The sequence below is a fragment of the Shewanella sp. SM101 genome (assembly GCF_025654465.1).
In the GTDB taxonomy this organism is placed as follows: domain Bacteria; phylum Pseudomonadota; class Gammaproteobacteria; order Enterobacterales; family Shewanellaceae; genus Shewanella; species Shewanella oncorhynchi.
In genome coordinates this window covers 1-14,101 of sequence record NZ_JAKKRH010000075.1, presented here as the reverse complement: position 1 = coordinate 14,101, position 14,101 = coordinate 1, and the positions used below count along the sequence as shown (strand labels likewise).

Below are 14,101 nucleotides of genomic sequence, written 5' to 3'. Positions count from 1 at the left end.
GGGGTCGCCTCAGAAAACGGAAAATAAAGCACGCTAAGCCCTTACTTACCCAGATGTTTGACTGTTCGTGGCACTTTCGCCATGGCAATTGCAATTGCCCAACCCTTGCAAAATGCCGCACGCCTCTACAGATCGAGAGCCAGAACACTTCTCGCGCAAATCAACCAAGTGCCGTTTTAACTGCAACAGCGCGGACACACGCATTTCCACCTGTTGAATATGGGCCTCCAGCAGCGTGTTGACCTCCCCACAGTCCTGCATCGGGTTGTCTCGCAGACCCAGCAATGCGCGAATCTCGCTCAACGTCATCTCGAGCGAACGGCAATGACGGATGAATTGCAAGCGCTCAATGTGCGCCTCACCGTACAGCCGGAAGTTGCCACCGCTTCGCGCTGGCTTCGGCAGTAGCCCTTCCTTCTCGTAGTAGCGGATGGTCACGACCTCGCACCCAGAGCGCTTGGCGAGGTCGCCAATTCTGATTTCCATGCATCAATCTCCAATTATCACTTGACTCTATAGTGACTATAGAGATTTTAATGGAGGCTGAATAGAAGATTTTCAGGAGTTACTCATGAGCGAATGCGCTTCAAAGGGGTGTGGCTGCACGACTGAGCCGATCATCCAACCCACGGCACCGGCCCCGCTGGCAACCGGATCGGCTCAAGCGGTGTACCGCATCGAGAACATGGATTGCCCGACCGAAGAGGCGCTGATCCGAAGCAAACTGGCCGGTCTGGCGGGGGTGGCGGGTCTTGAATTCAACCTGATGCAACGTACCTTGGCCGTGCGACACGAATTGCCTTCGTTGTCTCCAACAAGCTCGGCACCGTGGCCGGTGTTGCTGATCTCGATTTCAACCTGATGCAGCGCACGCTGTCGGTACGCCATGCGAACCAGGTTCTGCCAGACGTGCTCGTGGCACTGCAAGCGCTTGGATTCGAGGCGCAGGTCGTGGACACGGCAGAGGTCGCATCTCCATCCGCCGCCCCTGTGACCACGCCGACCAACTGGTGGCCGCTGGGCATCTCCTTGGTCACTGCATCGGCGGCCGAGGCGGTCTACTGGCTCCACAACGGCAATCACTGGTCGGTTGTCGTTCTGGCGCTTGTCGCGGTCTTCACGGGTGGCCTCTCCACCTACAAGAAGGGGTGGATTGCGCTCAAGAACCGTAATCTCAACATGAACGCCCTCATGTCGATTGCGGTCACGGGTGCCATGTTGATCGGCCACTGGCCCGAAGCGGCAATGGTGATGGTACTGTTCGCGCTGGCCGAGGTAATCGAAGCCAAATCGCTGGATCGCGCTCGTAACGCTATCCGTGGCCTGCTCGACCTGACCCCGGAACAGGCCACGGTACAGCAGGCTGACGGCACATGGCGCGAGGTGGGCGCCAAGCAAATCACCATCGGCGCCCGCGTCCGGGTCAAACCAGGTGAGCGCATCGCCCTTGATGGTGAGGTGCTGGAAGGCCGCTCTGCCGTCAACCAAGCCCCGATCACGGGTGAAAGCCTCCCGGTCGAAAAATCCCCCGGTGATTCGGTGTTCGCTGGCACGATCAACGAATCCGGCTCGTTCGAGTACCGCGTCACCGCCTTGGCCAACAACTCCACTTTGGCCCGGATCATTCACGCGGTAGAGGCTGCGCAAGGTAGTCGTGCGCCGACTCAGCGTTTTGTCGATCAGTTCGCCCGCTGGTACACCCCCGTTGTATTCGGCGTTGCCATCGCCGTCGCGTTGTTGCCGCCGCTGTTCATGGGTGCGGCATGGCTCGACTGGATCTACCGTGCATTGGTTCTGCTGGTGGTCGCCTGCCCGTGCGCACTGGTGATCTCTACACCGGTCAGCATCGTCAGCGGCCTGGCCGCCGCCGCCCGCCACGGCATTCTCATCAAAGGTGGCGTCTATCTGGAAGAAGGCCGCAAGCTGCGCTGGCTGGCTCTGGACAAGACCGGCACGATCACGCACGGCAAGCCCGCACAGACCGACTTTGTCACATGGGGCAATGCACTCGCCTCGGACAGCCGCAGCATCGCTGCCAGTCTGGCGGCCCGCTCGGACCATCCTGTATCCAAGGCGGTGGCACAGGCCGCGCAGACGGACGGGGTTGCCTTGCTCGACGTGGCCGAATTCAACGCGCTGCCCGGTCGGGGTGTGCAGGGCCAAATCAACGGTGAAACCTACCATCTTGGCAACCAGCGGATGCTAGAAGAGCTGGGGCAGCGTACTCCCGAGCTGGAACAGCGCATCGCGGCGCTGGAAACCATGGGTAAAACTGTCGTGATATTGGTCAGCGCAAAAGGGGTTCATGCCTTATTTGCCGTAGCGGACACCATCAAGGAAAGCAGCAGGAGCGCCATTGCCGAGCTTCATGCACTGGGCATCAACACCATGATGCTGACCGGCGACAACCCCCACACGGCACAGGCCATTGCCGCACAAGCCGGGATCGACCGTGCGCAAGGCAATCTGCTCCCAGACGACAAACTGCGCGAAGTTGAGCTACTGGCCATAAAGGGCAAGGTCGGCATGGTCGGTGATGGCATCAACGATGCCCCGGCCTTGGCGCGTGCGGACATCGGCTTTGCCATGGGAGCGGCTGGCACAGATACCGCCATCGAGACCGCTGACGTGGCCCTGATGGACGACAACCTGGGCAAGATTCCGACCTTCGTGCGCCTGTCGCGTGCGACGGCGCAGGTGCTGATGCAAAACATTGTGCTGGCCCTTGGCATCAAGGCAGTATTTCTGGTGCTGACCTTCACGGGTCAAGCGACCATGTGGATGGCGGTGTTTGCTGATATGGGGGCCAGCTTGCTCGTCGTTGGCAATGGCTTGAGGCTGTTGCGCAAATGAGCTGGAAATTCTTTCTCTACGACTGGGGTGGTCTGAACATCGCGTTGTTCCAAGCCATCAACATGAGCACACCTGCAGCGCTGGAACCGCTGGCATCGTTCTTCAACCTTGTGATAGGCAACTACTGGACTGCACCACTGATGCTCTTGGCGATGTGGGGATGGTCAAAGTCGGCACCTGACCCAACGCGGGCCGATGCCATCCGGTACAGACTCAGAGTCTTTAGCGTGGCCTTTGCGTTGGCATTTCTCGTCGCCACCATCTTGAAGCTATGGATCGACTTTCCACGCCCGCCTGCCGTTTTTGGCGACATGGTGCGCGTTATCGGGGGCATCGAACGACACTACAGCCTGCCCAGCGGGCATGCCACCTATGCCGCGCTGGTGGTCGGCGCGCTCTGGCCTTTGATAGGCCGTCGTGGCCGCATCGGCTTGGTGTTGTACGCCGCATTGGTCGGTTGGTCACGCATCGCAGCCGGAATGCACTTTCCTGCCGATGTGCTGGCGGGGTGGGTACTTGGATTGAGTTGCACGGCGCTCGCCGGGTGGCTGATGCCGCTGGCCGCCCCTGTGTGGCAATCGGCTCGCCGCACATCGACTTGGGTCTGGTTCGCAGTGGCCGCCAGTGCTGTCATGACCGATCAGCTCGCAAAGTTCGCCATCACCCGCACGTTTGCCTACGGTGAACAGGTCGAAGTCACGCCCTTCTTCAACTTCGTCCATGTCCTGAATCCCGGCGCGGCATTCAGCTTTCTGGCGAACGCTGGCGGCTGGCAACGTTACTTTTTCATCACGCTGGGCCTGGTCGTTTCTGCTTGGCTGGGACGCATGCTGTGCCAGCAATTGCCCCGTCTCGAAGCGATGGGATACAGCCTGATCCTCGGCGGTGCGCTGGGCAATGTCGCGGATCGTGTGCTGCGTGGACAGGTTGTTGATTTCCTTGACTTCCATTGGCGACTTGCGCACTGGCCCGCCTTCAACCTCGCTGATGTGGCGATAACTATCGGAGCGCTCTGCCTGTTCTTGACGGTTGTACCGAAAAGCAGTAAAGGCACAGAGGCCGAGGTGTCCGGTTAAGCTATACCCTAACCTGATGTCAGATGTTGAGCACAAACAACGTCAGAGTAGAGTATGAATTTATATTTATTGACACATTCAGCCAAGGGTAATAGATTTCATCCTGACATTTTTACCTTTGGAGGCATCTTGCAAGGTCAACGTATCGGCTACGTCCGCGTCAGCAGCTTCGACCAGAATCCTGATCGACAACTGGAACAAATAGAAGTCGGCAAGGTATTCACCGATAAGGCTTCAGGCAAGGACACACAACGTCCCGAACTTGAAAGGCTGCTGGCCTTCGTCCGCGAGGGCGACACCGTGGTGGTGCATAGCATGGACAGGTTGGCACGCAACCTTGATGACCTGCGCCGCATCGTCCAAGGGCTGACACAACGAGGCGTGCGCATGGAGTTCGTCAAAGAAGGGCTGACGTTTACCGGCGAGGACTCACCGATGGCCAATCTGATGCTGTCGGTCATGGGAGCCTTTGCTGAGTTCGAGCGCGCCCTGATCCGCGAACGTCAGCGCGAGGGAATCGTGCTGGCCAAGCAGCGCGGTGCCTACCGGGGACGAAAGAAATCGCTGAACAGCGAACAAATTGCCGAGTTGAAACGGCGAGTTGCAGCAGGCGACCAAAAAACTTTGGTGGCCCGTGACTTCGGCATCAGCCGCGAAACTTTGTACCAGTACCTGCGGGCGGACTGACCATGCCACGCCGCTCAATCCTGTCCGCCACCGAGCGCGAAAGTCTGCTGGCACTGCCAGATGCCAAAGACGAACTGATACGGCACTACACGTTCAACGAAACCGACCTGTCGGTGATCCGTCAGCGTCGCGGTGCCGCGAATCGATTGGGCTTCGCCGTGCAGCTTTGCTACTTGCGATTCCCTGGCATCTTCTTGGGCGTCGATGAACCTCCATTTCCGCCCCTGCTGCGCATGGTGGCCGCACAACTCAAGGTGCCGGTGGAAAGCTGGAACGATTACGGCCAGCGCGAGCAGACACGGCGGGAGCACTTGGTCGAGCTGCAAACGGTGTTTGGATTCAAGCCCTTCACCATGAGTCACTACCGGCAAGCCGTGCATACATTGACCGAACTGGCCTTGCAAACAGACAAAGGCATTGTGCTGGCCAGCACCCTTGTTGAAAACCTGCGGCGGCAGAGCATCATCCTACCCGCCATGAATGCCATCGAGCGCGCAAGCGCCGAGGCCATTACCCGTGCCAACCGGAGCATCCATGCGGCATTGGCCGATTCCTTGATACCTGTCCATCGCCAGCGCCTGGACGAACTGCTCAAGCGCAAGGATGGTAGCAAAATGACGTGGCTAGCGTGGCTGCGCCAATCGCCCGCCAAGCCTAACTCGCGCCACATGCTTGAACACATCGAACGCCTCAAAGCCTGGCAAGCGCTTGACCTACCTGCTGGCATCGAACGGCAGGTACACCAAAACCGCTTGCTCAAGATCGCCCGCGAGGGCGGCCAGATGACGCCCGCCGACCTGGCCAAGTTCGAGTCGCAGCGGCGTTACGCCACCTTGGTAGCACTGGCCATCGAAGGCATGGCCACCGTCACTGATGAAATCATCGACCTTCACGACCGCATCATCGGCAAGCTGTTCAATGCGGCCAAGAACAAGCATCAACAGCAGTTCCAGGCTTCCGGCAAGGCGATCAACGACAAGGTGCGGATGTATGGGCGCATCGGTCAGGCGCTGATTGAAGCCAAACAAAACGGCGGCGATCCGTTCGCCGCCATCGAAGCGGTCATGCCGTGGGACACCTTCGCCGCCAGCGTCACCGAGGCGCAAACGCTGGCGCGGCCTGCAGATTTTGATTTCCTGCACCATATCGGCGAGAGTTACGCCACGCTGCGCCGCTATGCGCCGCAGTTCCTGGACGTGCTCAAACTGCGCGCCGCGCCCACCGCCAAGGGTGTGCTCGATGCCATCGACGTGCTGCGCGGCATGAACAGCGACAGCGCGCGCAAGGTGCCCGCCGATGCGCCAACCGCATTCATCAAGCCGCGCTGGGCAAAGCTGGTTCTGACCGACGAGGGTATTGACCGGCGTTACTACGAATTATGCGCCCTGTCGGAGCTGAAGAACGCACTGCGCTCTGGTGATGTTTGGGTGCAGGGTTCGCGTCAGTTCAAGGACTTCGACGAATACCTGGTGCCGATCGAGAAGTTCGCCACCTTGAAGCTGGCCAGCGAATTGCCACTGGCCGTGGCCACCGACTGCGACCAATATCTGCATGACCGACTGGAATTATTGGAGGCGCAACTCGCCACAGTCAACCGCATGGCGGCGACCAACGACTTACCGGACGCCATCATCACCACTGCATCGGGCCTGAAGATAACGCCGCTGGACGCAGCGGTGCCAGACGCCGCGCAAGCCTTGATTGACCAGTCGGCGATGTTGCTGCCGCACCTCAAGATCACCGAGTTGCTGATGGAGGTCGATGAATGGACGGGCTTCACGCGCCACTTCACACACCTGAAGACCGGCGACACGGCCAAGGACAAAACCTTGCTGATGACGACGATTCTGGCTGATGGTATCAATCTTGGGCTCACCAAGATGGCCGAGTCCTGCCCTGGCACCACCTACGCCAAGCTGTCTTGGCTGCAAGCCTGGCACGTTCGCGACGAAACCTATTCGACGGCGCTGGCCGAGCTGGTGAACGCACAGTATCGACAACCCTTCGCCGGAAACTGGGGCGACGGCACCACGTCATCGTCGGACGGCCAGAACTTCCGAACCGGCAGCAAGGCAGAGAGCACCGGGCATATCAATCCGAAGTATGGAAGTAGCCCTGGGCGGACGTTCTATACCCATATCTCCGACCAATACGCGCCCTTCAGCGCCAAGGTGGTCAACGTCGGCTTGCGCGACTCGACTTATGTGCTCGATGGCCTGCTGTACCACGAGTCTGACTTGCGTATCGAGGAACACTACACCGACACGGCGGGCTTCACCGATCATGTGTTCGGCCTGATGCACTTTCTGGGATTCCGGTTCGCGCCGCGCATCCGCGACCTGGGCGACACCAAGCTGTTCATTCCCAAGGGCGATACTGCCTACGATGCACTCAAGCCGATGATTAGCAGCGACAGGCTGAACATCAAGGCTATTCGCGCTCATTGGGATGAAATCCTACGGCTGGCCACTTCGATCAAGCAGGGCACGGTGACGGCCTCGCTGATGCTGCGCAAGCTCGGCAGCTATCCGCGCCAAAACGGCTTGGCCGTCGCCCTGCGAGAGCTGGGGCGCATCGAGCGCACGCTGTTCATTCTGGATTGGCTGCAAAGCGTGGAGCTGCGCCGCCGCGTCCATGCGGGGCTGAATAAGGGCGAGGCGCGCAACGCGCTGGCCAGGGCGGTCTTCTTCTACCGATTGGGTGAAATCCGCGACCGCAGTTTTGAGCAGCAGCGCTACCGGGCCAGCGGCCTCAATCTGGTGACGGCGGCCATCGTGTTGTGGAACACGGTCTATCTGGAGCGTGCCACCAGTGCTTTGCGTGCCCACGGCATGGCGCTGGACGACACGTTGCTGCAATATCTGTCCCCGCTGGGGTGGGAGCATATCAACCTGACCGGCGATTACCTATGGCGCAGCAGTGCCAAGGTCGGTGCGGGGAAGTTCAGGCCATTGCGACCGCTGCCACCGGCTTAGCGTGCTTTATTTTCCGTTTTCTGAGACGACCCCTAAGAGCATTCGGTTAATCGTGGATAATTACATCATCCACAAGAGCAAAAAAACGCAGAAGTGGCTGAGTGACAACCTAAAGTTCAAGTTACTGTTCTTGCCGGTTTATAGCCCATGGCATAACAAAATTGAAAAACTGTGGCATGCACTGCACGAAACGATAACCCGGAATCATCAGTGCAAAAACATGGATGATTTACTGGAGCAGGTTTACTACTTTATGGACACTGCCGCACCGTTTCCGGGCGGCAAGCATGGACTAAAGCGGGTGTATCACAATTAGGATCAGTTATTTAGGAGAGTCCCCTTGGCTAACCTTAGCCGTCAGATCGTATTCAGCGATTTCTAGCCGGTCCCCCTGAATCATTTTACGCCAACCGTTCCACAACTTAGGGTCAAGCTCTTCGGTACGCCAACCATCGGTCGGTTCGCTCCGACTCGCTAAAGCCAGATCCCTGATTTGGTTCTGGAGCGTTAGATCGTCAATCATTGTTCGGCGTCAACTATCTTGGCCGGTTCGCGTCAATTATGATGGCCGGTTAGGTTTTCTCATTTTTCCTACTTCCAGCTTGTTTTAACTGATGTTGTTTTCGATAGCTTTCTCCTTCTAATTCTATAATTGTCGCGTGGTGGATCAGCCGATCTATGGCCGCTACCGTCATCATGCTGTCTGGGAAGATCTGATCCCATGCACTAAACGGGTGATTGGCTGTGATGATCAGGCTACCGCTTTCATATCGATGCGCGATAAATTCAAACAGTACCTGGGTTTCTGCATCGGTTTTTTTCACATAACCAATGTCATCAATGATGATCACCTGATACTTATCCAGCTTGCTCATCTCGCTCATCAGATCCAGTTCGCGCTTGGCTTGTTGTAACTGTTGTACCAAGCCAATGGCTGGAAACAGTTTGCAGCGTATGCCTTGCTCAATCAGCCGGTAACCCAATGCATTGGCTATGTGTGTTTTGCCGGTGCCACTGGGGCCAATCAGCAGGATATTATCGGCGTGATGTGCCCAGGACAGGTCTTGGTGCAACTTGGCGATGAGCGCTTGATTTGTCCGGCTGAGCACGCTGTTATCCAGAGTGCTTAAGGTTTTTCCCGGTGCCAGCCTCCCTTCGCGTACCCAGCTTTGTGTGCGCCGTGTAAAGCGCTCTGCGAGCTCGTATTCGCATAATGCCGCAAGGTAGTCACTGTGCGACCAGCCTTTTTCTACCGCGGTTTGCCAGAGTTTTTCATAGTGCCTGACGAACGCCGGCAGCCTTAATTCTTTGAGCAGTAATGCAACGGAGGAAGTCAAAATGGCACCTCCACATCGTGTTTCGCCTGTGCCTTTAATGACGTTAGCAGTGCATCATAACTTTGCAGGTTATGTTGCTTTGTCTTAATGTCTGGTGCGCTTTGCGGGGTGTAAAAGCGCTCCTGAATGGTTTTGGCACTTTCAAACAGACCGGCTCTGGCCTCTTGCAACAAGGTCTCTCCCAGCTCTTGTTCGCTATCGTATTCGCTCGCCAGCCATAACACCGTGACTATCCATTTACAGGCATCCTGTGCTGGTAACGCATCATCCACTAACTGCCACAACTGCCGGTAATTGTCGTCAGGTAAGATATCATCCCGCAGTTGCGAGTAACGAAACGCCTGCGGTTTAGCGGCCAGTGAGCGGATAATATGCCGGTAGTTGATACAACGTGCACGGCTTTGGCCGAGGGCCGGGTAAATTCGTGGCAAGGTCAGCGCCACTTGCTGGCCCACATAGAGCACCAGTTTGTTATGATACAGCCGTACTTGCAGGCGTTCGCCAATCAGTCGTGATGGCACGCTGTACACCACCCGGCGCACTTCAATGGTGGCACTACGGGTGACTTTAATGCTCAGCAAGGTGTAATCAACAGCATCATATTCCGGTAAGGCTTGCAGGGTTTGCTGTTCTTCTAAAAAGCGGCTGCGTGAGCGCTGGTTTAGCTTGCCAACAATCTGGTCAATAAAGGCCTGATAGGTTTCGATACTGTCAAAGTCATTGTGGCCGCGAAGTAGCAGGTGCTGCGCCAGACGGCGTTTAAATGAGCCATTAGCGCACTCAACCACCCCGTTCTCATGCGATTGCCCAAGATTATTGCGCGTTGGCGTCATGTTGTAATGTTCGCACAAGTCTTGATAGGCATCTGTCCAGACATTTTGCGTATTGTTCCTGGCGGCACTGAGGCTATCGGTGCGATGCTCCACCGGACAGCCACCAGCCTGCGTCAGCGCACGCTGTAAACCGGTAGATAAGGCAGAATAGCTCTCACCACCCTGAACCACAGTGATGGAACGCCAGCCGCTATAAGCAAGGCGGAACTGATACAGCAAATGAGCAAAGGGTTGCTGCTTAATGGTGATCGGGCTATCAGGATGAGTAAAATCAGAGAAGCCCTGTAAACCGGGTTGAGCTTGCTGGCGGAAGATAACGTCTTTATCCGGGCCATGTAGCGCTTTCCATTTCTTAACCCGACGCTGCAATGTTCTCAGGACTCGCTGGTCATATTGGTTTGGATAGAGCGCCTGCAAATGCTCCAGCAAAGTAATAGGCGTGAGCTCTGGTTTAGCGTTTAACAGAACAACCAATTCGGTTTCCCATACGGCTTCCAGTGGATCTTCACGGGTGCGCCAATCTCTATCAGCTTTAACGCGGGGTAAGGTGTTGGACTGCTCAATACGTCGGGCAGTGCGGGTGGAAATGGCAGACTTCGCAGCAGCGATTTCTTGAGTCATGCCTTGTTGGCGATGCTGCATATACAGCTCCTCTTGTCGGTGGGTGATATGTTGTCCAGGCACCTTGAACTCCGAACAGAAAACAAGGTACCTATTGTGACACCCAACCGGCCAAGATAATTGTCGTCAACCGGTCATCCTAATTGTCGCCGAACAACTGCATCTATTTTGACAGACAACGTCTCTCGACGTTGGGATGCTTGCGCCGAAACTTTTGCGGATTGTGCTTGATAGGCGTTGGATTCCTCCTTGACGGAGTCCAACAACATCACATGATGCTTGACGGCGTCTTGAGCTATCACCTCAAGGTTGTGCAGCTCGTTATATGCCGCTATCTTTTGAACCAAATCGAGTTCGTCATACTCGTCTCGTTTTGCATAAAGGTGTTCAATAACCCTTTCCAAATGCTTGAAGGAGTCATTCAGATCATTCACTTTACCTTGCGTTTCACTAATTTTGGCATCGAACGTTTTCTGCGTGATTCTGATCTGGTCACGCAACGCGGTTAATAAACTCCTTGCCCTTTCTTGTTCACTACTGAGCACTAATTTGTGCTCATCCAACTGCTTGGTATGACTCAATAGTAATGACCATACAGATTTGATGTCGCCATAGGCCTGAATAGCAGACTCGAACTCACTCTGATGCGACATCATTCGCTCAAGCGCACTGAGAGCATCAATCGTCAACGTATCATTGTCGTTATATGGCGCTTTCCCGACATCTAGCTGACTGTCAATAAAGCAATCTGCAACCATGTCTTTTAACCCTTCCATCAATTTTGTTTTTTTGTGCATGACGGACGTTAAGCGTTCAATGTGCCTCATTGATTTCCCTGGACGGCACAGAGAGAATTTATCAGCAATATCCTTGAGTCCTGACTGTCGAGCTTTAATCGGGGATAGGTGCGACAAGTTGTGCTGGATAATTGCGCAGTAATCCTTGATGGTTTTGATCTGCCGGGACACTTCTGTTATCTGAGCGATGTCTTCCGAGAGCCAGCAATCAATATTTTCCGCATTATTCAGCTTCATTTTGCTCTGTTCTGTAAATAAAGTGGAATCGGCGTCCCCTTTGACAAACCTGTAATGCAACGTGTTGTTATGTCTGTAAAGCACGACACAGGAGATCTGATCTTGTCGTTGATATTCAAAAATGACAAAACTACGTGCTTTAGAAAGATAGAAATCCAGAAAGGTTTTAGGCTTTTCTCTGACCATATACTGAGGGTCAATCCCATAAAAAACAGGAACCAGAACAAGAGATGAGGTTTTTCCTGCTCCGTTTGTCCCTGAGATGTTGCTATGACCCGTCAAGGATATTTCCGTCAATGAAGGAAACGCGCTCTGGTTGGTGATGATCCGCAGTAGTGCACTTTTCATAAAAATCGCCTGCAAAATATACATTAAATCAATATATATCAGATCAGTGCATATTGGTAGTGTCAAGGTTAAATAATAGGCAATTTTGTACTAGGTAGCGTTTTAATTTGATTATGGACTTTATGCTATACCGATAAATACACAGGAAATTTTTTTCACAAAAGTGTATGAATGTTGATAGAAGCAACAAGCTACCATCGAAGGGCGTTTCCAAAGATATTGGTATAACAGAGCATCGAACAGACTCAGTTGGAAAGGATCTCGCGTAGAAGCTCTATCATCTTCACGGATAACTCGCGTTTCCAACGATAAATTAGTTTGGGATTATGTAGGGTAACGTTGTTGTATCGTTATGTGATTTTACTCACTTAGCGCGGTGTACAGAACTACTGGATCAGATCAGTTTCAACTGACGTTCTGCCGTTGCACATTTTGCCCTGATGAGTTCGTTCATTGTTGTAAGACAGCCACTCATCCTGATCATTTTGCCGCGTCTCCAGCGTTTGATTAACTTGTTGCGAAAAGCCACCTGATAAAACTCGTTCAGGATCGCCTTATCAAACTGCTCGCAGATCCCATTCGTTTGCGGTGACATCGTTTTAGTTTTCGTGTGATCGATGCCACTACTAGAGTTGGTAATCATGACGCTCGAACTTGCAGAGTAGCACAGCCTATATCGATGTTAACTCTACACCTGACTCTGTCAATTTATGCGTATCAACATAGTGGCTGAAACGTGCTAATAAGAAGGTGAGTTTTGGATGAATGTACCTTTGACAAAATGGTCTGTTGGGTGCTGTATAAAAGTAGTCGATAAGCTCAGTTTTATTCGCTTTAAAATCCTTAAAAAAATAAACCTGAGTAATGACTGGCTGCTCAAAATCAGCTCTACAGGCATCTAATATGTTTACAGCCTGGTTATACTGAACCTCATCATAAGCGTATATCGCTGAACGATATTTACCACGCATTGAGTGGTTTGATGTGCTCGCGTGAGTATGTAAATGGATTTCGATCAAGGTTGATAAAGAAATAACAGTCGGATCAAAAACCACTTCAATGGCTTCGCTGAACTGAGCGTTGTCACCAATTGAGGCGATCCAACCTTGATTGACAGTAGCAATGCCAATAAGTGATGAAAATACGCCTTCGGTGCACCAGTGACAACCACCGCCTAAGCCGATTGTATTAAGGGTGGTTGTCGTATGCAAATTGCAAGTCTGTGTGGGCTGCTGCAAACTCATTGAGATGAGGGCAACTTCCAGTCTGGTCTGGGGAAGTGGCAGGTATAGCCATTTGGTCGGAGTTCCAAATAGTCCTGATGCATAGCCTCCGCTTCCCAAAAATCACTTGCAGGTTCGACTTCAGTCACTACTTTTCCAGGCCATAATCCCGAAGCATCCACGTCAGCAATGGTTTTTACTGCCTCAGCATGCTGTGCCTCAGAGGTATAATAAATGGCTGAGCGATAAGATGTGCCCTTGTCATTACCTTGTCTATTTACTGTACTAGGGTCATGAATCTGAAAGAAAAACTCTAAAATTTGTCGATAGCTGGTGATTTCATTATCGAACATTATTTCAATGCCTTCAGCATGGTTACCATGATTGCGGTAGGTAGCATTAGCCACTTCACCACCGGTATAACCTACTCGGGTTGAAGTGATACCGGGACGTTTGCGGATAAGATCCTGCATGCCCCAAAAGCAGCCACCGGCTAATACTGCGCGTTCAATTGCCATAATTAAATGTCCTCTACTTGGTCTAAATACTCTGCGTAACCTTTACTTGCCATTTCTTCCCTAGGAATAAAACGTAATGACGCTGAGTTAATACAATAACGTAGGCCACCCTGGTCTTTGGGACCGTCTGAAAATACATGGCCTAAGTGACTGTCGCCATGAGTTGAGCGCACTTCTGTGCGGGTCATGCCGTGCGACCTATCAGTGATTTCAATTACGTTGACAGAGTCTATCGCTTTGGTAAAGCTCGGCCAACCACACCCTGATTCATACTTGGCAGAAGACGCAAATAAAGGCTCACCTGACACGATATCCACGTAAATGCCGGGCTTGGTGTTCTTTAGCAATCCCCCTGTGTCAGGATTGTTGTCACCCCTAAATAATCATTATGTTTAAAGACAGGGTGCGGCAAAAGAGAACGATATGGCTCGGTATTCACCAGAACGTAAAGAAGCGATCCTTAAAAAATTATTACCTCCTCACAACTTAACGGTCGCAGAGGTCGCTCGGGAAGAAGGCATCGCGGTGCAAACCTTGTATCATTGGCGAGATATTGCCAGAAAAGAAGGTCGCCCCGTGCCAGGTAAAACATTAAC

At 53.5% G+C, this 14,101-nt stretch carries 11 protein-coding genes and 4 pseudogenes; 6 read left to right on the top strand and 9 right to left on the bottom strand.

Going from position 1 to position 14,101, the window contains the following annotated elements:
• Nucleotides 1–45: 45 nt before the first annotated feature.
• Entirely contained in the window at nucleotides 46–486 is a 441-nt protein-coding gene (cadR, locus tag L5M38_RS22910; RefSeq protein WP_011638890.1) for a Cd(II)/Pb(II)-responsive transcriptional regulator, read from the bottom strand.
• Nucleotides 487–571: 85 nt separating this feature from the next.
• On the opposite strand from cadR, the pseudogene L5M38_RS22905 reads away from it, so the two are divergent.
• From L5M38_RS22905 to L5M38_RS22885, 5 genes and pseudogenes are all read left to right on the top strand, one after another.
• Nucleotides 572–2,853 (top strand): annotated as a pseudogene (locus L5M38_RS22905) (heavy metal translocating P-type ATPase).
• A complete protein-coding gene (gene lspA / locus L5M38_RS22900) occupies nucleotides 2,850–3,929 on the top strand; it encodes a signal peptidase II (protein WP_011638892.1) in 1,080 nt (359 codons plus the stop codon). Before L5M38_RS22905 ends, lspA begins: the two are co-directional and overlap by 4 nt.
• 129 nt (nucleotides 3,930–4,058) lie before the next feature.
• Entirely contained in the window at nucleotides 4,059–4,616 is a 558-nt protein-coding gene (locus tag L5M38_RS22895) for a recombinase family protein (RefSeq protein ID WP_008902871.1), read from the top strand.
• Between the two features lie 2 nt (nucleotides 4,617–4,618).
• Nucleotides 4,619–7,591, top strand: a complete 2,973-nt coding sequence (locus L5M38_RS22890; RefSeq protein WP_248114727.1) for a Tn3 family transposase — start codon at nucleotides 4,619–4,621, stop codon at nucleotides 7,589–7,591.
• 34 nt (nucleotides 7,592–7,625) lie between these two features.
• Nucleotides 7,626–7,907, top strand: a pseudogene (locus L5M38_RS22885) (transposase); the annotation flags it as partial.
• Nucleotides 7,908–7,913: 6 nt separating this feature from the next.
• On the opposite strand, the gene L5M38_RS22880 reads toward L5M38_RS22885, so the two are convergent.
• The 8 genes and pseudogenes from L5M38_RS22880 to msrB all read right to left on the bottom strand — a co-directional run.
• On the bottom strand, nucleotides 7,914–8,114 hold the full coding sequence (locus L5M38_RS22880) for a hypothetical protein (protein ID WP_263180418.1): 201 nt from the start codon (nucleotides 8,112–8,114) through the stop codon (nucleotides 7,914–7,916).
• 49 nt (nucleotides 8,115–8,163) lie between these two features.
• Nucleotides 8,164–8,928, bottom strand: a complete 765-nt coding sequence (gene istB, locus L5M38_RS22875; protein ID WP_016167552.1) for an IS21-like element helper ATPase IstB — start codon at nucleotides 8,926–8,928, stop codon at nucleotides 8,164–8,166.
• Entirely contained in the window at nucleotides 8,925–10,445 is a 1,521-nt protein-coding gene (gene istA / locus L5M38_RS22870; protein WP_411569293.1) for an IS21 family transposase, read from the bottom strand. The genes istB and istA overlap by 4 nt, the downstream gene beginning before the upstream one ends.
• A 71-nt stretch (nucleotides 10,446–10,516) precedes the next feature.
• Entirely contained in the window at nucleotides 10,517–11,764 is a 1,248-nt protein-coding gene (locus tag L5M38_RS22865) for an ATP-binding protein (RefSeq protein WP_263180416.1), read from the bottom strand.
• A gap of 386 nt (nucleotides 11,765–12,150) precedes the next feature.
• Nucleotides 12,151–12,420, bottom strand: a pseudogene (locus L5M38_RS22860) (IS481 family transposase); the annotation flags it as partial.
• A 15-nt stretch (nucleotides 12,421–12,435) separates the two neighbouring features.
• Complete coding sequence (locus tag L5M38_RS22855; RefSeq protein ID WP_041413416.1) at nucleotides 12,436–12,975, bottom strand: peptide-methionine (S)-S-oxide reductase; 540 nt, start codon at nucleotides 12,973–12,975, stop codon at nucleotides 12,436–12,438.
• A gap of 29 nt (nucleotides 12,976–13,004) precedes the next feature.
• Nucleotides 13,005–13,505, bottom strand: a complete 501-nt coding sequence (gene msrA, locus L5M38_RS22850; protein WP_011711652.1) for a peptide-methionine (S)-S-oxide reductase MsrA — start codon at nucleotides 13,503–13,505, stop codon at nucleotides 13,005–13,007.
• A 2-nt stretch (nucleotides 13,506–13,507) separates the two neighbouring features.
• Nucleotides 13,508–13,879 (bottom strand): annotated as a pseudogene (gene msrB, locus L5M38_RS22845) (peptide-methionine (R)-S-oxide reductase MsrB); the annotation flags it as partial.
• A gap of 49 nt (nucleotides 13,880–13,928) precedes the next feature.
• On the opposite strand from msrB, the gene L5M38_RS22840 reads away from it, so the two are divergent.
• The coding region (locus L5M38_RS22840) for a transposase (RefSeq protein ID WP_263179001.1) at nucleotides 13,929–14,101 on the top strand (173 nt) is incomplete at its 3' end.

Coding starts and splice junctions, on each gene's coding strand:
- cadR (WP_011638890.1), bottom strand. CDS start 486: ATGGAAATCAGAATTGGCGACCTCGCCAAGCGCTCTGGGTGCGAGGTC.
- L5M38_RS22865 (WP_263180416.1), bottom strand. CDS start 11,764: ATGAAAAGTGCACTACTGCGGATCATCACCAACCAGAGCGCGTTTCCT.
- lspA (WP_011638892.1), top strand. CDS start 2,850: ATGAGCTGGAAATTCTTTCTCTACGACTGGGGTGGTCTGAACATCGCG.
- L5M38_RS22890 (WP_248114727.1), top strand. CDS start 4,619: ATGCCACGCCGCTCAATCCTGTCCGCCACCGAGCGCGAAAGTCTGCTG.
- L5M38_RS22880 (WP_263180418.1), bottom strand. CDS start 8,114: ATGATTGACGATCTAACGCTCCAGAACCAAATCAGGGATCTGGCTTTA.
- msrA (WP_011711652.1), bottom strand. CDS start 13,505: ATGGCAATTGAACGCGCAGTATTAGCCGGTGGCTGCTTTTGGGGCATG.